Origin of the sequence: Hymenobacter sublimis (genome assembly GCF_023101345.1) — a bacterium.
Lineage (GTDB): Bacteria > Bacteroidota > Bacteroidia > Cytophagales > Hymenobacteraceae > Hymenobacter > Hymenobacter sublimis.
Map to the genome: position 1 here is coordinate 1,669,779 of NZ_CP095848.1, position 21,942 is coordinate 1,691,720.

A 21,942-nucleotide genomic window follows, 5' to 3' on the forward strand; every position below is an offset into this window, starting at 1 on the left:
GTAACCTTCCGGTAAGTAGTGGGGATAGGCTTAGTCCAGAATCCGGAGGCTTTCGGCTGTAATCAGCTGAGAACCTTGGTAACGGCCCTCGCGCGGGCCGTTTTCCAGGTTGAGCACGCCGCGGGGGCACACCGTACTGCACAGCCCGCAGCCCACGCAGGCGGCCCGGATGATGGGTTCCCCGCGCTGAGCGTACTGCTTTACATCGATGCCCATTTCGCAGATGTTGGAGCAGTTGCCGCAGGAAATGCACTGGCCGCCGTTGGTGGTAATGCGGAAGCGGGAAAAGTGCTTTTGCAGTAGCCCCAGGTAGGCGGCCATGGGGCACCCAAAGCGGCACCACACTCGGCTACCCATCAGGGGGTAAAAGCCTACCCCAATTACTCCGGCGAAGATGGAGCCGATGAAAAAGCCGTACACTTTGCCTAGGCCATCTACCGGGCTCAGGCCGCCCACCAGGGGTAGGCCTGACTGCTGAGTTGTGGTAAACCAGCTGGGCAGCACGCCCGCCGCCCCTAGCCACAACAGCACAGTAATAACGACGATAAGCCCCAGAATGGGGTAAATCAGGCGCACTTCCCAGCGCCAGGCTTCCCGGCTTTTATCGGATAGGTGGCGGTACGGGTCGCCGGCAGTTTCGGCCAGGCCACCGCAGCCGCATACCCAGGAGCAATACCAGCGCTTTCCGAAGAAGTAGGTAAGCACCGGCGTGGCCAGAAACGACATTACGGCTCCCCAGAACACCATAAACACGCCCAGCCCTGGCCCGCCATCTTTGAGCAGATAACTTACTGTACCTGGAAATAGGTAGTCCTGCTTCAGGGGCCAGAAGTAGCTAAAGTAGTACTCTGGGCGCTGCAGAGCCAGCATCAGACCCGGCAGCAGGAAGGCAAAGCCCAGCTGAAAAAACATGACCGATACCGTGCGAATCAGTTGGTAGGGCGAGTGGTGGTATTTCCAGAGTGCCCGACCACCCATCACCAGTACGGCCAAGGTGTAAAATGTGCCGTACAGAAACCACTGGTCGGAGGGGTGGCGGCGCAGGGCCTGGCTAAGCGGGTCGAGGGCGTGCACGAGCTGATTGAGGGGACCGAAGTTGCCCTGCCCATTATCGGCACTAAACCAGTAGAGCACCACGTAAAAGCCAGTCAGGACCACGGCCGTGAGCCAGGCCAGGCTGCCGCGGCCGGTGCTGCTGCGCAGCCAGAGGTTATCCTGGCGTACGCCGGCGGGTTGGCGGCCAAACTTGAATGCGGCCCACCCCAGCGTACCGGCACTCAGCAGCCCCAAGGCCGCGAAAAGACACCACCGGGCCCGCTCGGCGTCCGCGTCGAAAGCTACCGGCAGCAGCAGCAATAGCCCCAGTCCAACCAGGGTGAGCAGCCCCTTCTCAACACCCGAAACGGGCGTAACCGGTGGGGTAGGAGCGGCAAGCGAAGCAATAGACATAAAGCAAAAACGGAAACGGATACTTCAGTGCGGAAGGCCCAATCAGGGAGGACCACGGTAGCAGTAGGCACCCTTCTCACCCCAGGGCCACCGCCGATATCCTATTGGCGCTACCGGTAGTGTTTACTCTGGTCCTGAGAATTCAGCCTAGGTGCTCGCGGCCGTTAGTGATGATGGTGGTGATGCGGATCATGGGGCTTCCCAAAGAGATTCAGCAGGGAGCCAACAATATAAAGCCCCAACCAGCACAGGTAGAGCCAGTTATAGCCTTCGGGCTGAGCGTTGCCCAGCACCCGGATAATCAGCTGCGCGGCTCCACTCATGACGGCGCCTACCAGGGCAATGTACTGGAAGCTGTTGAGGGCGCTGGGGTGGTACAGTTTGGAGAAGTCCATAGAAATAAAGCAAAGGAAAAACGGCGCACTGCCCCGCCCGAATGGCTGGCAGCTACTACCCGCTAGGAATGGAAAGAAAACAGCCCTCGGCGGCGCCGGAGTGCCACGGGGTGCTGGGGATACTGCTGGTTGAACGCCTGCACAATAGCGGCCTCGTGCTGACGGTAAAATTCCGGGTCGAAGTTGGCGGCACCCAGCTCGGCTAGCACGGTGGTAACCGGGGTTCCGGCCCGCAGCCACTGGTCCCACAGGTCGTGGCGTTGGCGCAGGCCCAGGGCGTTCATGCCCGTAACGGCCAGGGTAGCATCGGAACGAAAATTCAGGCGCAACAAGTGCCGCCCGCTGGGGTGCTGCCAGCAGAACGTGTGCTCGTCGGGGGGGACGTGGGCAGGCACGCGGCCGTAGGTTTGGTACTCCAGGTCGAAGAACTTGGCCGAGTTGTACCAGGGCCCGCGCTGGTAACGGGTCGGCTGCCCACAAATGGTGTGGGCCACGGTTTCGCCCTGGTGCCTGCCCGTGTACCACAGCTGTTCAAGGGCTACCTCGCCCGCTTCAGGGTGGCGGTGCTGGGCGCAGTCACCGGCTGCGTACACGTCGGGTAAATTGGTTTGCAGGAACTTATCTACCAAAATTCCCCGGTCGGTTTCCGCTCCGGCGGCCTGGGCCAGCTGCCGGTTAGGCTCCACCCCAATCGAGAGACCTACCCACTGGCAGGTAAGCTCCTGGTCCTGGGAGGTGCGCACGGCCCGCACCCGGCCCTGGGCATCGGGCAGAATTTCGGCGAGTTGAGTATTGTAAAGCACCTTGATGTGGTGGGCCGCCAGCTGCTGCTGAACTAGCGCGGCTTCCTGCGCGGGCAGCACGGAAGCCCAGTAATGACCTTCCCGTACCAACAGCGTTACGGCAATGCCTTTGGCGCTCAGCATTTCGGCCAGCTCTACCCCAATCAGCCCGCCGCCTACCACCACGGCCTCGCGCACGCCATGCGTGTCTTGGGTCATGCGCTCCAGGTCGGGGAGGGTTACTAGGCCCTGTACCCCGGCCAGCTCCTGGCCCGGCCAGTTGGCCCGGCGGCCTACGGAGCCGGTAGCCAGCAGGAGCTTGTCGTAGGGGAGGGTAGAGCCGGTACTGAGGCTGACGGTTTTGCGCTCGACATCCACGGCCGTGGCTTGGGCGTGCACCAACTCCAGCCGGTTTTCCGTCCAAAACCAGTCCTCGTAGGGCTTGATGTCCTGGGGGCGCAGGTGGCCCAGGTACACATACATCAGGGCGGGGCGGGAAAAATGGTACAGGCTTTCCTCCGAAACCAGGGTAATGCGGGCCGTGGGCTGGAGCTGCCGCACCGTGAGGGCGCAGGTAACGCCGGTAATGCCATTGCCAATGATAACGAGGTGCATGCAGTGCGGGGCCAGAGCGAAAAAAGAAACCCGAGCTGGGCAAAGCTACGCCGTTGTGGGGGAAGTGGTTTTTCGCATCACTTCCCACCCACTATGCCTAACCTCACTCGGTGGCAGCCGTACTGATGAAGTAACTATCCATCACCAAAACTCCTACACTGATGATAACGCCCCAGAACGAAGTAAATAACGACAACGAAAACCAAAACCTGTCCGAAAATACCGAGCATGCCGCGCCCTACAGCGAGCAGCAGGAAAAGGAAAAGGAATTCAAAAAGATGATGAGCAACGGGAAGGAAGGCAACGACCCGACCGCCTACCGTAACCAAGGTGCCGGCGGGTATACCCAGCGCTCCGACCAGAAAGATCAGCTGGAAAACCTGCACATTGGCGGCGCCGAGGGCGTACCCCAGGGCGGTAACACGCACAACGACGCCGGGGAGCACGCCCAGGGCCCCGGCTTCGAGTCGGAGGGAAGCATTGAGCTAGACCACCAGTTGCGCACCCGCGACCAGGAGTTTGGCGAAAAGACTGCCAGCGGCCCCGCCAAGCCCGTCGAGGACTAAGCACCCGCACCGCCTCATAGGTAGTATACGTCATGCCGGCTGGTTCCTGAATTGGGAGCCAACCGGCATTTTTTTGCCGATTTGCGCAGGTAAAAGCGGTTTTGGTCGCTGAAATGACAGAGAAATAAATAAAGTGTGTCCCGTCCCGAATTAGGTTAGCAGCTTTTCCTCCTTTTATCTTTAGAGTCCAATAGTACCGCCAGCGTGCAGTTTAACGGTAGCTGCCCTGGTTTACTGTCTGGTACCCTCACGCGCTTTCCACACCTTTTCTTCAACTCAACCACTGTATGAATGCCAAAACTCCTACTCCAGTAGAACACGACGAACAAACGCCAGACCTGAACCACGAGGAAGACGAGCTGTCCTCGGGCAATGGCCGGTTGGCAATCATTGTTGGAATTATTGTGGCCGTGGTGGTGCTGGGTTACGTGCTGCTGCCGGCTCAGGCCACGCGGCGCATCGCCAACGCCATGCCCATTATGGAATTGGGCGAGGCCAGCGTAACCGGCCACCGGGAAAAGGAGGCCGCACCAGCCACCGAAGAGGAAGCCACCACCGAAACCGAAGCCAATGCCGAGGCCGCTACCAAGAAGGCTGCCAGCCGCTCGGCTACTGCTACCCCCGAAACTGCAGCAGCCACTGCCCTAGCAGCTCCCGGCACGGAGGCCGCCACCGAGCCAGTAGCCATTGAGCCGGTACCAGCCGCTCCAGCTGCCCCCGAAGCTGCCCCCGCAACCGTCACCCTGTCGGGCCGGATTCTCGATGAGGAGGGCCAGCCACTGGCCGGAGCCACCGTAATGCTGAAAGGCTCGCGTAAGGTTGCCGGCACCGACGCCAACGGCAACTACAGCATTGAAGTGCCGGCCGGCGACAATACGCTGGTGTATGGTTACGGCGGCTACGAGGACCACGAAGTGCACGCCCGCAACGGCCAGCCCCAGAACGTTACCCTGGTGCCGCGCGAGGACGCCCCGCGTCGTCGGCGTCGGTAAGCGAAGCGTGGCTTCCAGGCAAAGACATGCAGTTGGCCTAGAGCTTAGGTTGTAGGCATAACGCCACGGTTGCATTCTTCATTGCCGAGCTAAAACAACGCGTTATGCTAAGCCCTGCAAGGCATAACGCGTTGTTTTTCGTTTTAAGCTGACCTCATCTATTGTTTACTCAGTTCATTAACAAAAGGCCCCGTCGGATTTCCGGCGGGGCCTTTTTAGTAGTTTAATCAGCAAGCCGCGGCTACTGCGCTGGGGTAGCGGGCGGGCTGCTAGCCAGGCGTTTACCAAACAGAAAATACACCGGTACGCCCAACGCTACCAGCAGCAAGCCGCGCTGAGCGAACTTAGAGTTTTCGGGGTCCGTGAGCAAAATGAAGCAGAAGGCGGAGGCCAGCACCACGTACAGCAGCGGCACCAGCGGATAGCCGAAGGCCCGGTAGGGGCGGGGCGCCTCGGGCCGGGTGCGGCGCAAAATGAAAATGCCGATAATGGTGATGACGTAGAACAGAATCACGGAGAACATGACGTAGTTCAGCAGCTCACCATAGGAGCCCGACAGGCACAGCCCGCAGGCCCAGGCACACTGGGCCCACAGCGCCACGCTGGGCACGCCGGCCTTGTTGAGGCGGCCCATGCCCGAGAAAAACACTCCGTCGCGGGCCATGGCGTAGTACGCCCGCGCCCCCGACATCAGGATGCTGTTGTCGGCGCTGAAGGTGCTGATCATAATCAGGACGGCCATGACGTAGGCGCCGGGCGCGCCCAGGATGCTTTCGGCGGCGGCCGTGCCTACCCGCTCGTTGGCGGCGTACATAATGCCGCGGCCTAGCACGTCGGTAGCATTCGGGTCGCCCTGCAGGGGTAGCACCAGCAGGTACACCACGTTGATCAGGATGTAGAGGGCCGTTACGATGGCCGTACCCAGGGCCATGCTCAGCACAATAGTGCGCTCGGGCTTCACAATTTCGTCGCCCGAGAAGCCAATATTGTTCCAGGAGTCGGAGCTGAACAGAGAGCCCGTCATGGCTAGGCCAATGGCCGTTACCAAGGCCCCCGTGGTTAGCGGCACGCCCTGGCCGGCAGCGTTAAAACTCATGGCCTGCCACACGTTCTGGAAGTTCTGGCTAACAGCTTCACTGTTAATACCAAACGTTATGCCGCAGAGAATTAGCAGGGCCAGCGCCACCAGCTTGGTGCTCCCGAACACGTTGGCAATCAGCTTGCCCGAGCGCACGCCCCGGGAGTTGATAAAGGTCAGGAAAACCAGCAGGCCAATGGCCAGCAGCTGTACCGTGGTGAACGTGAAGGAACCAGCTTTCAGAAGCACATTCGTTTCCGAAAACCAAGGAATCAGGACGCCAGTAAAGCGGGCAAAGGCCACGGCCACGGCCGCAATAACCCCGGTCTGGATTACCAGAAACAGCGTCCAGCCGTAGAGAAAGGCCACCAGCTTGTTGTAGGCCTCGCGTAGGTACACGTACTGACCGCCCACTCTGGGGAACATAGAGGACAGCTCGCCGTAGCTTACGGCCCCGGCCAGGGTGATGATGCCCGTCACTAGCCACACGACCAGCATCCAACCCGCCGAGCCCACCAGACGGGCAATGCCCGTGGAGACGATAAAAATGCCGGAGCCAATCATGCTGCCGGTCACAATCATGACGGCATCAAACAGCGTAATGGCCCGCTGAAAATGACCTTGTTTTTCGGACATAAAGGGAGAGTAGAGAGTGTTTCAGGCCGGAAGATAGAAGATTAGCCCGGAGATAAGGGCACAGGCGCGCTGCCCCGCACCCGGTTTCTGCGTAGACGGCAGGTGCTGTATCCCGTTTAGGATAGGGTGAAAACCAGTGCGCGCCAGCTCGGGGGAGCGGGCCAGCGGCAAAGCAGCAAACGTGCCCGGGCCGCGGGCACAGCCTTCCTTTCAAACCACTACTACCCGAAGTAGGTAGGGTATCTGCCAGTTAGCAATAACTTCCACCGTATGCTCCCGGCCAAACCCCTATTTTTGCCGGCCCGCCACCCTGAGTTTCCTGCATGTCGCAACGAGTACTGGTCTTTTTAACGGGTTTGCTGCTGCTCACGGCGCTGGGCTCCTACGTGTATTACCGCCGCACAGTGGCGCGCGTACCCGTGGACCCCTGGGCCCTGGTGCCCGACGATGCCGTGCTCGTAACCGTTACCCGCGACCATCCTACCCTGGTGCGCCACCTGAAGGAAACCCAGCTTTGGGACAACCTGACGGCCGTGCGCTACTTCCAGCAGATGGAAGACAACCTGGCCCTGGCCGACAGCCTGACCGGGGGACGCAACGTGGTGCTGCGTTTTTTAGGCCGAAAGCGGGTCCTGACGTCCCTGCACGTCACCAGTCCCGGCCGCTTCGATATCCTGTTTCAGGTGCCCATTGGGAGCGTGCGCGAGTATCGGCAGGTGCGCAGCCTAGTGGAGGGCTTGAGCCGCGACCCGCGCTTCCTGGTAACTACCCGCGACTACCTCGATGAGGTGTTGACCGAGGTGCGGCCCCGCTCCGGCGGGGAAGGCGTAACCATGCTCAACTACCGCAACCACTTGCTGATCAGTGCCAACCCAGTACTGGTGGAAGCTGTGGCCCGCCGCCTCGAAAACCTGGATGCTCCTACCGTGGCGGCCGAGTTTCAGAGCACCGACTACTTCCAGCTCCGCGACGTAGATGCCACCTTGCTACTTAACCAGCGGCGGCTACCCCAGCTCATGAACGTGTTCTTTCGGCAGGAGCTGGGCACCGAAATAGCCGCCGTGGCCAGCTTGGCCCGCAACGAGATGACTCAGCTCAAGCTGGCCGGCAACAAAGTCGTACTCAACGGTTTTGCCAACCCCGAAACCGCCCGCGACGCCCTGCACCAGCGGCTAGTAGGCCAGCCCGCCCAGCGCCTGCGCATGGCCGAAGTGCTACCCCTGCGTACGGCCCTCGTGGTGCACCTGGGGTTGGGCCCGGCGGCAGTTCTGCGCGGCTCTCGCCCGCCCCTCACGCTTACTGACTCGCTGGCGCCGGCCGTGCAGCCTCTGTTAGACTGCCTCACGACCCAGCTCAGCCAGGAAGTGGCCCTGTGTTACCTGGCTACGGCCTCGGCCCGGGCACGGCCGGGCAAGCTGGCGGTAGCCTACACGGCCAACCCTGGGAAAATAGGTCTGCTGCTGGGCCAGCTGCGGCGAGCCGTGGGAGCCAGTCCGGCCTTTGGGCGGGTGGGGCCGTATCAGCTGCACCAAACTGGCGTGCCGGAGCTACCGCAGCTGCTGCTGGGTTCCTTGTTCAAGGGGTTTGGGCCGCAGCCGGTGGTAGCGCAGGTGGGCAATTACGTAGCCTTCGGCGACGATGAGCCGGCCCTGCGCCAGTGGCTAACGGATATAGCCGCCGGAGAGGTTTGGAGCCGCTCGCCTACCCAGGTAGCCTTCCTGCAGGATACCCAGCCCCTGGCCCGACTAAGCGTGATGCTGGACACACGCAACTGCTGGAACCTGCTGCTGCGCGGCTTACAGGAGGAGCGCCGGGCCGGCTTGCTGCGCAACGAAAGCCTATTCAAACGCTTCCCCCAAATTGCCATGCAGTGGGTGCCAGCGGCCAACGAGCGGGAAGCTGGGGCCCAGTATTTCACCCAATTTGTGCTCCGCCACCCGGCCGTGGGGCCCGCCGTGGCCCGCCCCCAGAACCCCAACGGCACCGGCAGCGTGCTCGATTTTAAGCTACCGCTCAGCTCCTCCCCCGAACTTGTAACTGTGGCCGGTGCCAAGCTGCCGGGTGTGCTGGTGCAGGATACGGCGCGGGTGCTTCACTACGTCACCCCCGACAACGTGGTGGCCTGGTCTGACTCCTTGCCCGGACCGGTGGTAGGGCCCATCTACCGTCTGCCCGGTGGCACGGGGGTGTTGCTGGCTACCCCCAGCCAGCTGTTTCAGTACAACAGCAGCGGGCAGGTGCAGCCCAACTTCCCCCTAAATCTGCCGGATACCGTGCGGGCTACCTCCCTGAGTATTTCGCCGCCCGGCGGCGGGGTAGCGCGGCGCCTGCTGGTAGCTGGGGCCAGCGGCAACTTGTTTCTGTATGATACGCAGGGCCGGGCCTACCCCGGCTGGCAACCCAAGCAACTGGAGTTCCGGCTGGCAGGTCCGCCTCAGTACCTGACAGTGGATGGGCGCGACGTAGTGGTGGTACTGCTGGAAAATGGCTACGTGTATGCTTTCGACCAGGCCGGAGCGTCCTATCCTGGTTTTCCCATTAGCATGGGCGCGCGCCTGGGCAGCGGCGTGCTCGTGGAAACCGGCGCCACCTTCAGCCGCACGCGCCTCACGGTGGTTAGCCAGCGCGGCGAGCGGGTCAGCTTCAACCTAAGCGGCGACATATTGGCCCGGGCCCGGGTGGCTACCTGGAGCCGCACCTCTCAGTTCCGATTGGTGCCTGATCAGGAACAGCGCTCCTACGTGGTGGTGCGCGAAGATGGGGGGCAGCTAACGCTGTTTAGCCCCTCCGGTCAGCAGGTGCTTAGCCAGCGCTTTATCACCTCGGCGCCGCGCTCGGTGCAATTTTTTAGCTTCGGACCGGGGCGGCAGGTATATGCCCTCACCGAAACGGGCCCCGGCAAGGCCTACCTCTACGACGCCCGCGCCCGCCTGGTCGGCGGTCAGCCCTTCGATAGCAGCGCCCCCCAAATTGCTCTCACCCACGACCCCGCCACCGGCCTCTACCACCTCTTCCGGGTAGTCGGCAACGAACTGCGCCGCACCGACGTGCGACTGGCGCAGTAGGTGGTGATTCAGTAACTTAGCGAATTAGTAGTTGGGTAGGGGAATAAAAGTGATTCAGTGATTTACTAAATAAACCCGTCTGTCATCCTGAGCAGAGCGCAGGATGACAGACGGGTTTCACTCACCTACCCAGCCACCAATTCACTAACTCGATAATCACCGCTTAGTTAACCAGCCTTTGCGGTAGAAATAGGTGAGCTGCCCAATGACAATTAGGGCTAGTACGGCCAGCAGGACGGGGTAGCCCCAAGGGCTGTAGAGTTCCGGCATGTTGAGGTAGTTGACGCGGCCATCGGGGGCTTCGCGCTGGAAGTTCATGCCGTAAAGGCCCACCACAAAGCTGAGCGGAATGAAGATACTGCTGATAATAGTCAGCACTTTCATGACCTCGTTGGCCCGGTTGCTCTGGTCCGACATATACAGGTCAATCAGGCTGCTGACGGTTTCGCGGTAGCTTTCAGCTAGGTCCAGGGCTTGGATGGCGTGGTCGTAGCAGTCCTTGAAAAACACCTTGATTTCCTCCGGAATTTCCTCGTCGGGTAGGCGCAGCAGTTCGGCAATCTTGTCGCGTTCTGGGTACACCAGGCGGCGGAACCGGACGATATCCTTCTTGATATGCAGAATCCGGTTTAGCACCCGCCGGTCGGAATTACCCTGGAAAATGCGCTCCTCCAGAACCTCCAGGTAGTCGCCGATGGCGGCCATGGTGGGGTAGTAGTGGTCAAGAACGACGTCGGTGAGGGCGTAGGCCAGGTACAGCGAACTGCGCTTGCGGATGGTGCTGCGGCTGGAGCGTAGGCGCTGGCGCACGGCCTCCAGGCAGTCCTCGTAATCATCCTGAAAGGTGAGCACATAGTTGGGGCCGGTGAAGATGGACAGCTGATCGTCGTCGATGTCGAGCAGGCGGGTGAACTCCGTCATGCGCGAAACCAGGAACAGCCCGTCCTCGGTTTCCTCCACTTTCGCCCGTTGGTAGTCGCCCAGCACGTCCTCCATTTGCAGGGGGTGGATGCGAAAATCCTCCTGAAACCGCTGCATCAGGGCCAGGTCGTCGTAGCCACGCACGTCAATCCAGTGCCGCCGCTCGGGGTGCTGGCGGAAGTAGGTCAGCAGGTGGCCGTAGTCGTGATATTCCCGCTCCTCTAGGAAATCATCGCCGTAGGAAATTAAAAACAGCCGGGGTTTCAGAGAATCCTCGCGGATAACCAGTGTGCCAGGGCGCTGGCCTACCCCTTGTTGCCGGGCCTGGCGCGTAGCGTCATGGTCGGCGATGCCGCGGGAGTGGAGCTGCTCGTCCTCCTCTTCCGGCAAGGGCAGAACGGGCGGCGGGGTAGCAGTAAGGGGAGTAGAGTCGGAGGCAGACATTATCAGAAACAAGCAACCAATTGTGGAGGCAGTTTACGGCATTCACACCAAAAAAGCTCGGCCTGGCGTAAGGTAGCTGGCAACTGGTGGGCGCGGACGCAACGTGCCAATTTCCTATTCTGCGCACTATGGCCCGGTAGGCAGGCTTGTTCCGTGGCTGTTTCCAGCGAAAAATCCTCGTACTTTCGCCCGCTGCTTTGCCCTTACCCGTGCCGCCTTTGCATTCACCTGCTGCCTCCACTCGTCTGTGGCCGCTGCCCGCTGGCGGCGGGCAGTACGCGGTTAGGCTGCGGCTGGAAGCGGGAGCAGCGCCAACGCTACCCCTGGCTTATTCGCCCTGGCTTTACTTTACGCCGGCTCATCTGGCCCTCCAGAATTCTCCCGGCAGCCAGCTGCATTTTTTTCTGGAAGACGTAGCCATCGGCCAAACCGTAGCCCAGCTTTCGGTGTTCGAGGCGGAAGACCAAATGATGGCCCGCAGCCCCTGGCAAGCTCCTTTCGGGGCCGTGCAAGCCGCCGACGGGCTGCCCGATGCGGTGTTGCGAGCTTTTCTGGAGGTAGTGCAGGAGCAGCTGGTGGAGCGCGGCATTCGGCACTTCACGCTGCGGCCCCACGCCTTTGCCTATCACCCGCGGGCCAGCGCTCAGCTTACCCATGTGCTGACCCAGCTGGGCTACACGGTGGAGCTAGCCGAGGTAAACATGCACTTGCCCGTAACCCAGAGCTACCGGGCGGGTTTGCACCCCTCGGAGCGGCGGCGCCTGCTAAAGTGCGAGCGGCACGGTTTGCGCTTTGAGCAGGAGCCCCCGTTGTTGCTGCCGCTAGCCTACGAGTTTTTGCGCCGTTGCCGGGAAGAAAAGGGTCAGACCTTGTCTATGCCCCTGGAGCGGCTGCAAGAGCTATTCCAGAAGTTTCCGCGAAACCATTTCCTGTTTTCGGTGCGGGATGCCCAGGGCGAGTGGGCGGCCCTGACGGTGGCCATTCAGGTAAGCCCCGCGGTGCTCTATAACTTCTATCCGGCCAGTCCGGTAGCGTATAATTCCCTGAGCCCGGTAGTGCTGCTCAACGCTGGCCTGCACGCATTCAGCCAGGCCAGCGGCATGCGGCTGCTGGACCTGGGCACTTCCACTCTACCCACCGGCCTAAATCAGTCGTTGCTGCAGTTTAAGCGCCACCTGGGCGGCGTAGCTAGCCTCAAGCTGACGTTTACCAAGGCCCTGTAAAGTACCGGGGCGTGCCGGCCGGTAGTAAGCCGCGCCGCCGGAGCGCGTAACTTGCGGGCCATGGAAATTCCTTCTTCCGTCCCGGATTCCCGGCCTGAACCCCGCGCGGCCGTGCTAGGCCGTTTCCTGCGCGGCTCGTTGGGCTCGGGTGTGGCCGTGGGGGCGCGCACGGCGGGGGCTCTGGTGCTGAACAAGCTGTTAGCCGTGTATGGCGGACCCGGTGGCCTCACGCTGCTGGCCCACTTCCAAAACCTGATGGCCTTGTTTACTACCCTGCCTAACGATGGAGTGCACGTGGGGGTAGTAAAGTACCTGGCTCCGCTGCGCGCCGGCTCCGGCCGCTACCGGGCCTGGCTGGGGGCCGGCCTCGTGCTGAACGTAGCGGCCCTAGCCGTGGCGGCGCTGGCACTGTTGCTGGCACCCGGTCCGCTGGTAGCAGTATTCGGGAGAGGGCTAGGATGGGTAGCGGGCCTGCTGGCGGGGCTAGCCCTGCTCACGGGGCATGCGTTGGTGGTGTCGGTGCTGCTGGCGGCGGGGCGGCTGCGGGCCTACGTGGGCCTGACGGTGCTGCTGAGCTTGCTGGGGCCGGCTGTGGTAGCCCTGGTGCTGGCCGGGGGCGGTTCCATTCCGGCGGCCCTGCTGGCCTACCTGCTGGCCCAGGGGGCAACCCTGGGACCCGCGCTGCTAGTAGCGCGCCGGGCTGGGTTGTTGCCTTCGTTGCGGGGCCGCATCAGCCGCGCCGGTCTGCGGGCACTGGGGCGCTTTCTGCTAATGGCCTTGAGCGTGCTGCTGTTCAGCAAAGCCGTGGATTTTAGCTTGCGCCAAGTGCTCATCCGGCAGTTTGGGCTGGGCCCCACCGATTTATGGCAGGCTGTAGCCAAGCTCTCTGACAACTACACCATGGTATTCTCGGCCCTGATGAGCAGCGTGTACTACCCCCGGCTGGCAGCCCTAAGCGGCCGGCCCACCGAGCGGCGGCGGTTGGTGCGCACCGTGCTGGCCCTGCTAGCGCCCGGATTGGCCCTGGGGCTGGGAGCATTATGGTTGCTGCGCGGGGGGCTGCTAGCCGTGCTCTTCGAGGCCCGTTTTGTAGAAGCCAACTTTCTGCTGGCTCCCCAATTGCTCAGCGACTGGCTGAAATTCCTGACCTGGGTGCTGCTGTTCTTGCTCACGGCTCAGGCGCGGGTGGGGCAGTACGTGGCCGTGCAGGCGGTTTCGGCTTTGGTGCTGGCGGTGCTGCTGGCGCTGCTGTTGCCCACGTACGGCCTGCTGGGAGCCCCACTGGCTCAGGCCGCCCGCTACGGTCTGCTGTTGGCGTGGTGCCTCTGGTTTTTTCGGCGGGAGCTGAGCCACTAGAGTAGGCTGGGCTGGTAGAATCACCAGCAGCTTGTGGCTACCGCCGAGCAAGCTAGGTTTCTGTGCAAAGGCATTTCTTTCCTGCCTGCCAAGCAGAGGGGAGCCTGGCTGCCACCCGTCGAGCTATTTCGCGCGCCGCCTTCCTCCGCATTCAGGGCGCAAACTCTTTATCTTGCCGGCTCAATGTCAGCTGCATCTGCCCCCCTTGTCACTGTTGTGGCCTTGTGCTACAACCACGCCCGGTTTCTGGAGGCGGCTCTTACCTCTATTTCTGCTCAGACCTACTCGAATCTGGAAGTGATTCTGGTGGACGATGCCAGCACCGACGACAGCCCGGCCATTCTGCGCCGCTACGCCGCCGCGCACCCCAGTTGGCAGCTTCACCTGCTCCCGGAAAACGTAGGGAACTGCCGGGCCTTCAACCACGGATTTCGGCAGTCGAAGGGGGAATTTCTACTGGATTTTGCTACTGATGACGTGCTGCTCCCGGAGCGCATTAGTCAGCAAATCAGGCAATTTGCACAGGCAGGGCCGCGCTGCGGTGTGGTCTATTCCGATGCTGAGCTGATCGACGAAGACGGCCGCCACGTGCGCAACCACTTCCGCCGCGACGCCCGCGGGCAGCTACACCCGCTACCTGCCTCCGGCTTGGTCTTTACTGAGGTGCTGGCCCGCTACTTCATCAGCACCCCCACCATGACCATGCGCCGCGCCGTGTTGGAGGAGTTAGGTGGCTACGACGAAACCCTGGCCTACGAGGACTTTGATTTCTGGGTGCGGGCCAGCCGCAACTGGGAGTTTCACCTGCTGCCTGAAGTAACCACTCAGAAGCGCCTGCACCCGCAGTCCATGTCGCGTAAAGGCTACCGCCCCCACGACCCTTACCTGGCGTCTACCATCCGGGTGTGCCGCAAGGCGCTGGCGTTGTGCCGTACGGAGCAGGAGCGGGCCGCCCTGGCTGTGCGCGTGCGTTGGGAGTTGCGCCAGGCTATTCGGTACCGCAACCGTCCCGAGGCCCGCGCGCTGTACCAGCTGCTGCGCGAGTTGCGTGGCGTGCGCCCCCTCGATTGGCTGCTGGCCCTAGCCCGCTAAAACCCCGATACCTCGAACAGCGCCACCGGCCCATCCTCGGCCACCAACAGGCGGCCTGGGTACCAGCTCAGCACTGAGTCGGGGGAGTAGCGAATCAGCTTGCGCGTTAGCTCGTCGTTGCTGAGAGTGGCGCGGTTGAGCAGCAGCCAGGCGTGCTGGCCCGGGGCCAGCTGCACCGAGTCGCGGGCCCAGTAGCGCCGGTACTGCAGGCCGGTCGGCGGACGGAAGCCGTAGTAGAAATCGTAGTTGCCAATCAGGTAGTCATCCACGAAAACTACTCCCTGGGCGGGTGCTTGCAAGTGCTGCCGAATAAGACGGTCCTGCGCAAAATGGGCCGAAACGGAAGGCTTCTGCATAAAGTACAGCGGCCGGATAGCCAGGGCTCCAGCCAGCACAAGCACCGTCAGGGCGCTAAGCCCCGCGGTACCGGCCCGGAGGCGGGCGGGCCACCACGGCCGGCCGGCGCCCAGCCCTAGCAGCAGCAGATAGAAACCAGGAAGTGCGTAAAGAAGGGCGGCCGCATTACGCAACCACGCGGCAGCCAGCAGCAACACCAGTCCCGTGGCGCCGGCCCACCAGCCGGCCCGTTGCACTATAGTGCGCACTCCGAAGCCTGCCGCCAGGGCCAGGGGCGGCAGCAGGGGAGTAGTCATGCGCGGCAGCAGGCTGATGGGGTTGTATTGGCTGAGCGAGGTGCTACCTACCCAGTAGAGCAGCAGCGTACTCAGGGCCAGCAGCAGCCAAAATCGGCGGTCTGGGGCTTCGGCTGGTGGGCGCGCAGCCCCCGTTGCTGCATCGGCGAGGGGCACTTTGGGGTGGCTCCCGGCCACGACGGCCAGCACCAGCATCAGCCCCATGCCGGCCGCTACAAAAAAGGCTAGGGGCTGCCAAGTCACGCGGCTGAGCAGGGCCGCCCGGTTGCCGGCCAGGTAGTTGCCTTCCTGTAAAAACTGATTGGTGTGCTCAATCAGGTGAATGCGGTAGAGGGCGTCGTGGGTGTAGTACTGGTAGAAGCCCAGGTAGGCCGCCAGCAGCCCGGTACCGGTAGCCAGCGCCGCTCCCCAAAACTGCCCGTGCCGCCGCTGCCAGGCATCCCAACCCAGCATGCCCAGGTAGAAAGGCAGGTAGTAGACAATGGTTTCCTTGCTAAGCAGGGCGGCAAAGGAAAGCAGCGCAAACCCTGCTCCCCACCAGCTCGCCATCCGTCCCGGCTCCCGGCCCCGCAGCAACACCCCGGCCCCCGCCAAGCACCAGAACATGAGAATGTTATCAGGATAGAGGTAGTTGGTTAGGTTGAGCGTGAAGTAGTGCAGCCCCAGCAGCAGCATGGCCGCTGCCGCCACCAGCGGCTCGCGCCGACGGTACAGACGCCACACCAAAACCGCGCAGCCCAAGGTAGCCAGCAGAGGCCACAGGGTAGTGCTGATGATGTTCAGGCCAAACAAGGCGTAGCACAGCGCCACCGGCCCGAAAATCAAGGGGCGCTCTTTCAAAGGGTCGTGCAGCAGCCCCAGCGGATCGGGCTCCACCCGGAAGGTACCCGTGAGCAGCTGGTGGGCGTAGCGGGCGTAGAAATAGTCATCGAGGGCGTACAGGCCTTCGTGCGTAAGCAGGAAGTAAGCTACAGTCAGCACTACTACCAGTAGCAAAGTCCAGTCGGGCAAGCGGGAGGTCAAACGATTCACCGGGGCAAGGTAGGGGGCGGTGGTGAAATAGTGAGATGGTGAAATAGAGAGTGAGTGAAGTGGTGTCATGACGAGCAGAGCGCGGCTATCCATCCTTCACGAAGTACTGCACCCTGAAATATGACCAGCCTCGACGTCTGTACTGGCGGTAAGGGCTTGTCACGTTTCTAAGGTTGTCACAAAGAGAGGAAAGATAGAGTCGTTGTGCCTCCTGGCTCACGGCACCACTTCACTCACGATTTCACCACCTCACTATCTCACCACCTCACTATCTCACCACCGCCCCCTACCTTGCGGGCCATGATGCTGCGTCGTCTCTATGTGTTGGGGTTGCCTTTGCTGCTGATGTTCCTCAGTGGCGTGGTGCTGGGCTGCTACTTCGAAACCAACGACGACCTGACAATTATTGCATTACTGCGCGGTACTACCGCGGCCGCTCCCGTAATCGATCTGCACCTGTATTTCCACGGTTACGCTGCTCTCTGGAGCCGCCTGTACGCGGCTGCGCCCTACCAGCCCTGGTACGCCTATACCTTGTACGGGCTGCTCTATTTGGCTGCAGTGCTGATGGTTGCCGTGCTCAGGCGCCTGTTGCAGGCGCACACTGAGCGGTGGTGGGGGCTAGTATTCATCGTGCTGATTTGGGGGGTAGCCTGGCTGGAGCACGGGTTCTGGTTTAACTACGCGCGGGTGCCGGTGCTACTGGCCGGGGCCGGGCTGCTGTTCGCGGCCCAACGAGCCCCAACCCGCCACGCGCTGATCCTGGGGCTGCTGGCCTTCGGACTGGCCTGGCTGATTCGGCCGAGCGCGGCGCTGCTGGGCGTGGTGGCCGCGCTGCCCGGCGCGTGGTGGCTGGCGGGCCGCCGAAGTCTGCCGCTGCTGGCCGGGATAGGGACGTGGGCGGTGGTGGGCGCGCTGTGGCTGAACCTAACGTGGAGCCCCGCTGCCGCCACTTTTCGCCGCCTCGATGTCCTTAAATCCAACCTCAACGATTTCCAGCTGACGGCCCCGCCTCTCCAGCCCCTCTCACCCCGGGACAGCCTGGGGCTGGCCGCTGCCCGCCACTGGCTGCTGACCGATTCTACCCTGATTAACGAGGCGTTTTTTGCCCGCGCCGCGCCCTTCCGCCCTGAATATTTTCTCCAGCACACGGCCCCCAGCAAGCTACGCGCGCTGCTGGTTCAACTGGCCCGCGACTATTTCCCGATGCTGCTGCTCGTGCTGGCTACCTGGGCGCTGGTGCTTCGGCACCGGGTAAGTGACTGGCAATTCTGGCTCGGGCAGCTGGCATACGTGAGTTTGATCTTAGGGCTAGGCACGCTGCTGAAGCTGCCACCCCGGCTGGCGCTACCCCTGCTGGACTTTTGGGTGCTCAGCAACCTGGTGTTTCTGTTTCGCTTACCAGCCAGCTTGCTACCTCGCAACCCCGTCCGAGCCTTGCTGCTGGTGCTGGCGGTGGTGGCCCTGCCTTACGGCTATAAAACCTGGCACCGCCGCGGCGTGCTAACCCAGGAGCGGCTGCGCAACCGCATCGAGCGCCAACTCATCTTGGCCAGCTCAGCTATCCTTTCCCCTGATGAGCGTCGGGCCTTGCTACTCACCCCGATGCAGCGAAATGAGCTATACCGTTTGCCAAGGGCGCGGGTAATCGTTTCAGATGCGCTGGAGGAAACGTACAAGTCTGAGTCGCCCTTCACGGAAGGGCACCCCTTCGCCAGGCCATACTCCTATGTCCTGGCTTCTCCTAATCGGTATCTTTCTATAATGGGTTGGCAGACGCTGCACCCTGCACAAACGGCCCTGCTCCACCACCTCACGGGCACCCGCAACTTCACGGCGGCTTTGCGGCGGCTGGGGGCGCGGCCGGATGTAGCCTGGGTGCTCACTCCCAACGGCGCGGCGCTGCTCAACTGGCAATTAACTCTGGAGCGGCGGCCTAGCCAGCCAGTAATGCAATTATTTCCTGTGGAGCTGGAGTCGAAGCGCGGGGCAAGAGCGCAGGTGTACCGAATGCGTACAAAATTTTCGCAATAGATAGATGAAGCCAAAATTTTATTGGTGTTACGGGACTTATTCCGACTACGGCGGGGTAGGAGTACCATACCTTTGATGTTGCATATTACTCCCTTCACCACCCGTTGCCATGATTACTGACTCCGTAACCTCCCGAGCGGAAGTGCTCCAGCATATGGAGCCTTATGTAAAAGAAAATATTGGCTCCTTTCTGAAAAGCGTGGAGTCTAGCTGGCAACCTTCGGACTTCCTACCTGATCCGCGCCAGGATAACTTTTTTGACGAAGTAAAACTGCTTCGTGAGCGGGCCACGGGCCTGAGCTACGACCTGTTAGCCGTCCTGATTGGGGATACCATCACGGAAGAAGCCCTGCCTAACTACGAAGCTTGGTTTCACCAGCTCGATGATCTGAACCGGGACCATGACAACGGTTGGGCGCAGTGGATTCGGGGCTGGACGGCCGAGGAAAACCGCCACGGCGACCTGCTTAACCGCTACCTCTACCTCTGTGGCCGCGTGAATATGCGCGAGTTTGAGGTCAGCACCCAGCACTTGATTGCCGACGGCTTCGACCTGGGCACGGCCCACGACCCGTACCGCGCCTTTGTGTACACGAGCTACCAGGAAGCGGCTACCAACCTCTCACACCGCCGCGTGGGTACGCTGGCCCGCAAAGCCGGCGACGACCAACTCTCTAAAATCTGCGGCATGATTGCCGGCGACGAAACCCGCCACGCCCGCGTGTACCAGGGTTTTGTGGAGAAGATTTTCGAAGTTGACCCCTCCCAGATGATGCTGGCGTTTGAAGACATGATGCGCAAGAAAATTGTCATGCCAGCCCACTACATGCGCGAAATGGGTGTGGAAATGGGCAAAACCTTCGGCCACTTCACCGACGCGGCCCAGCGCCTGGGCGTGTATACCAGCCAGGATTACACGGATATTCTGGAAAGCCTGATCAACATCTGGAAAATAGACCAGATTACTGGCTTGAACAGTGCCGCCGAGAAAGCCCGCGAGTACATCATGGCTCTGCCTAACCGCCTGCGCCGCGTTGCTGACCGCATGCCAGTCCCCAAGCTCGAATACAAGTTCAAGTGGATTGAGTAAGGTACAGCTTCCATAAAAAAAGCCTCCGCAACTACTTGCGGAGGCTTTTTTATGAGGCGTATTAGTAAGATTACTTGGCGTCCATGGACTGGCCCATTACCAGCTTGCCCGTGTTATCGAGCGTGTATTCTACGGTGCGTGTGCCGGTAGCAGGGGTGGAGCCTGCCGTGGTGCCGGCCGTAGTACCAGCGGTGGCCGTTGCCGTGCTAGTTACGGGGAAGGTCCGCACTAGCTTATTGCCGCTGATCTGGTAAGTATCTTGGCCAGAGTAGCCCATGCCGGCATTACCGCCCGGCGTACCGGGAGCCGTAATAGGCGTGTAACCCCGCTCCGCAAACTCAAAAGCGTACAGGCCGCCGTTGGCGCGCTTGTTATCTGTCATCACGTACAGCTCGGGCTTGCCGTTGCCATTCAGGTCGCCGGAGGCTACGTTGGTAACGGCCCCGCTTACCTCTACGCGCAGTGGGTCAATGGTTTGAGCCGTACCGCGGTACGAGCGGACGCTGATAAACCGGGGCTCCTGCGAGCCGTAGGATTTCACGGTGAAACGGTAATCTCCCTGCGTTACTTCGCGGTTAAAGCTTACATCACTTTCATCTACGGTAGGGGAAACCGGAACTGATTCGGCGGAGGATTCGCTGGCCACGGGGCGCGTCGAGTCGCAGGCCGTCAGGGAAGCCGCTACAACGCCGGTAGCCAGCAGCAAACGAGGAAAAGAAGAAGTGAGCATGGTAGAAGAGGTATTAGGGAGTATTCCTGAGGTAGCGTACGAGACTTCCCGCACTCTAGGTTCGCCGGGAGAGAGTTCGGCGTTTGTAAACGCAAGGTAAAGATATTGAGTTGTATTTTTTCTATTATATATTGATTAACGGATTGCCTGCAAGTAATATAGCATATAATCAATGTTTTCGACCCCGCAGCTTACTAATTCCGCTGAAAAAGGTAGGTTAAGGCACTATTTGCACGCCCTTCCAGAAGGCCACGCGGCCCTTTATCTGCTGGGCAGCTTCCTTGGGGTCAGGGTAATACCAAGCGGCGTCCTTGTTTAGTTCCCCATTCACGCGCAGGGAGTAGTAGCTGGCCCGTCCTTTCCAGGGGCAGGTAGTGCCCGCAATGCTGTCCTCGAAAAACTCCCGCTTAATAGCATCCGCGGGGAAGTAGTGGTTATTCTCAATCACTACCGTATCGTTGCTTTCGGCCACAACGGCGTTGTTCCAGATGGCTTTCATATACTGAGAGAATCTTGGTTTAAGGAAATGTGGAATTCGGCGGCATAAGAAGGCAAAAGGATAGTAGCTTCCGGCTACCTTCTCACCTCCATAAGTTGCAGCCCCGACTGTAGAAACGAACATTGCTACCCCAACGGTTGTTCTGAAAGCTCATTCCCCTTGTATTATGTCCGCAGGCTTTCGTTTTCGGGATTACGTGCCCGAGGAGTCGACCGAAAAAGGCTTCGACTCCCTCTTCAAGATATTCATGCAGCTTGTCACCATCACTAGCGGCGACGTGGGTGAGGCCCTTTCGTGGCTGAACGAGCTGGATAAGCAGTACGGCCTGACTGACGACGGCTACGGCATGGGCGACTTCATTGAGGACCTTAAAAAGAAGGGCTACATTGATGAAGACCCGCAGGAGCCGGGCGCCTTTAGCATCACGGCCAAAAGCGAGCAGAACATCCGTAAGTCGGCCCTGGAGGAAATTTTTGGCAAGCTCAAGAAGTCGGGCCAGGGCAACCACCGCACGCCCCACACGGGCCAGGGCGACGAGCAAAGCACCGACATGCGGGAGTTCCGCTTCGGCGATTCGCTCGACCAGATTTCCATGACCGAGTCCATTCGGAATGCTCAGCTCAACCACGGCATGGAGGGCGACAACTTCATGCTGACGGAAAACGACTTGGAGGTGCGCGAGAACGAGCACAAGTCGCAGACCAGTACGGTGCTTATGATTGACATTTCGCACTCCATGATCCTGTACGGCGAGGATCGGATTACGCCCGCCAAAAAGGTAGCTATGGCTCTGGCCGAGCTGGTGAAGCAGAAGTATCCCAAGGACTTTCTCGATGTCATCGTGTTCGGTAACGACGCCTGGCAGATTGAGGTCAAGGAGCTGCCTTACCTGCAAGTGGGGCCCTACCACACCAACACGGTAGCGGGCCTGGAGTTGGCCCTGGATCTGCTGCGCAAACGCAAAACGCCCAACAAGCAGATTTTCATGATTACCGACGGCAAGCCCACTTGCCTGAAAGAAGCCAACGGCTACTACAAAAACTCCTTTGGCCTCGACCGGAAAGTGGTCAACAAAACCCTAAACCTGGCCGCGGCAGCCCGCCGGCTGAAGGTGCCCATTACTACCTTTATGATTGCCTCGGACCCCTACCTGCAGCAGTTTGTGGAAGAGTTTACGCAGGTAAACCAGGGCAAAGCCTACTACAGCTCCCTGAAAGGCCTGGGCCACCTGATATTTGAGGACTATAAGCGCAACCGCCGCAAGTCAGTGTAACTGCCTGAGGCACTATC

At 60.8% G+C, this 21,942-nt stretch carries 17 protein-coding genes; 9 read left to right on the forward strand and 8 right to left on the reverse strand.

Annotation, left to right across the window (positions count from 1 at the left end; all coding sequences use genetic code 11):
• Positions 1 to 30: 30 nt before the first annotated feature.
• From MWH26_RS07050 to MWH26_RS07060, 3 genes are all read right to left on the reverse strand, one after another.
• Entirely contained in the window at positions 31 to 1,449 is a 1,419-nt protein-coding gene (locus tag MWH26_RS07050) for a 4Fe-4S binding protein (protein ID WP_247976644.1), read from the reverse strand.
• Between the two features lie 164 nt (positions 1,450 to 1,613).
• The gene (locus MWH26_RS07055; RefSeq protein WP_247976645.1) at positions 1,614 to 1,844 is read right to left on the reverse strand and encodes a hypothetical protein; all 231 of its coding nucleotides are present in this window, start codon (positions 1,842 to 1,844) and stop codon (positions 1,614 to 1,616) included.
• Positions 1,845 to 1,906: 62 nt separating this feature from the next.
• Positions 1,907 to 3,241, reverse strand: a complete 1,335-nt coding sequence (locus MWH26_RS07060; RefSeq protein WP_247976646.1) for an NAD(P)/FAD-dependent oxidoreductase — start codon at positions 3,239 to 3,241, stop codon at positions 1,907 to 1,909.
• Between the two features lie 161 nt (positions 3,242 to 3,402).
• Between MWH26_RS07060 and MWH26_RS07065 the strand changes: the two genes are divergently transcribed.
• Both MWH26_RS07065 and MWH26_RS07070 read left to right on the forward strand, forming a co-directional pair.
• Positions 3,403 to 3,807, forward strand: coding sequence for a hypothetical protein (locus tag MWH26_RS07065; protein ID WP_247976647.1), 405 nt, complete (start codon positions 3,403 to 3,405; stop codon positions 3,805 to 3,807).
• A gap of 287 nt (positions 3,808 to 4,094) precedes the next feature.
• Positions 4,095 to 4,799, forward strand: coding sequence for a carboxypeptidase-like regulatory domain-containing protein (locus MWH26_RS07070; protein ID WP_247976648.1), 705 nt, complete (start codon positions 4,095 to 4,097; stop codon positions 4,797 to 4,799).
• Positions 4,800 to 5,040: 241 nt separating this feature from the next.
• On the opposite strand, the gene MWH26_RS07075 is transcribed toward MWH26_RS07070, so the two are convergent.
• The gene (locus MWH26_RS07075) at positions 5,041 to 6,513 is read right to left on the reverse strand and encodes an APC family permease (protein WP_247976649.1); all 1,473 of its coding nucleotides are present in this window, start codon (positions 6,511 to 6,513) and stop codon (positions 5,041 to 5,043) included.
• 323 nt (positions 6,514 to 6,836) lie between these two features.
• On the opposite strand from MWH26_RS07075, the gene MWH26_RS07080 reads away from it, so the two are divergent.
• Positions 6,837 to 9,578 carry a hypothetical protein gene (locus MWH26_RS07080; RefSeq protein WP_247976650.1) on the forward strand — a complete coding sequence of 914 codons (2,742 nt, stop codon included), beginning with the start codon at positions 6,837 to 6,839 and terminating at the stop codon, positions 9,576 to 9,578.
• Positions 9,579 to 9,734: 156 nt separating this feature from the next.
• Here the strand turns inward: MWH26_RS07080 and corA are convergent, their stop codons facing one another.
• Positions 9,735 to 10,943: a magnesium/cobalt transporter CorA gene (gene corA, locus MWH26_RS07085; RefSeq protein ID WP_247976651.1), complete on the reverse strand. Its 1,209-nt coding sequence runs from the start codon at positions 10,941 to 10,943 to the stop codon at positions 9,735 to 9,737.
• Positions 10,944 to 11,161: 218 nt separating this feature from the next.
• Here corA and MWH26_RS07090 point away from each other — a divergent pair, with 218 nt between their 5' ends.
• The 3 genes from MWH26_RS07090 (at position 11,162) to MWH26_RS07100 (ending at position 14,614) form a co-directional block, all read left to right on the forward strand.
• Positions 11,162 to 12,166, forward strand: a complete 1,005-nt coding sequence (locus MWH26_RS07090) for a hypothetical protein (protein WP_247976652.1) — start codon at positions 11,162 to 11,164, stop codon at positions 12,164 to 12,166.
• 60 nt (positions 12,167 to 12,226) lie between these two features.
• On the forward strand, positions 12,227 to 13,522 hold the full coding sequence (locus MWH26_RS07095; protein ID WP_247976653.1) for an MATE family efflux transporter: 1,296 nt from the start codon (positions 12,227 to 12,229) through the stop codon (positions 13,520 to 13,522).
• Between the two features lie 183 nt (positions 13,523 to 13,705).
• A complete protein-coding gene (locus MWH26_RS07100) occupies positions 13,706 to 14,614 on the forward strand; it encodes a glycosyltransferase family 2 protein (protein WP_247976654.1) in 909 nt (302 codons plus the stop codon).
• On the opposite strand, the gene MWH26_RS07105 is transcribed toward MWH26_RS07100, so the two are convergent.
• Positions 14,611 to 16,299 (reverse strand): ArnT family glycosyltransferase, encoded by a 1,689-nt coding sequence (locus MWH26_RS07105; RefSeq protein ID WP_247976655.1) that lies wholly within the window; start codon positions 16,297 to 16,299, stop codon positions 14,611 to 14,613. The genes MWH26_RS07100 and MWH26_RS07105 overlap by 4 nt on opposite strands.
• Positions 16,300 to 16,599: 300 nt before the next feature.
• Here MWH26_RS07105 and MWH26_RS07110 point away from each other — a divergent pair, with 300 nt between their 5' ends.
• Positions 16,600 to 18,333 carry a hypothetical protein gene (locus MWH26_RS07110; protein WP_247976656.1) on the forward strand — a complete coding sequence of 578 codons (1,734 nt, stop codon included), beginning with the start codon at positions 16,600 to 16,602 and terminating at the stop codon, positions 18,331 to 18,333.
• Positions 18,334 to 18,442: 109 nt separating this feature from the next.
• Positions 18,443 to 19,423: an acyl-ACP desaturase gene (locus tag MWH26_RS07115; protein WP_244695910.1), complete on the forward strand. Its 981-nt coding sequence runs from the start codon at positions 18,443 to 18,445 to the stop codon at positions 19,421 to 19,423.
• A 70-nt stretch (positions 19,424 to 19,493) separates the two neighbouring features.
• Here the strand turns inward: MWH26_RS07115 and MWH26_RS07120 are convergent, their stop codons facing one another.
• Positions 19,494 to 20,153, reverse strand: coding sequence for a hypothetical protein (locus MWH26_RS07120; RefSeq protein WP_244695911.1), 660 nt, complete (start codon positions 20,151 to 20,153; stop codon positions 19,494 to 19,496).
• A gap of 217 nt (positions 20,154 to 20,370) precedes the next feature.
• A complete protein-coding gene (locus MWH26_RS07125) occupies positions 20,371 to 20,652 on the reverse strand; it encodes a DUF427 domain-containing protein (RefSeq protein WP_247976657.1) in 282 nt (93 codons plus the stop codon).
• A 166-nt stretch (positions 20,653 to 20,818) separates the two neighbouring features.
• On the opposite strand from MWH26_RS07125, the gene MWH26_RS07130 reads away from it, so the two are divergent.
• Positions 20,819 to 21,925, forward strand: a complete 1,107-nt coding sequence (locus MWH26_RS07130) for a vWA domain-containing protein (protein ID WP_247976658.1) — start codon at positions 20,819 to 20,821, stop codon at positions 21,923 to 21,925.
• Positions 21,926 to 21,942 lie beyond the last annotated feature (17 nt).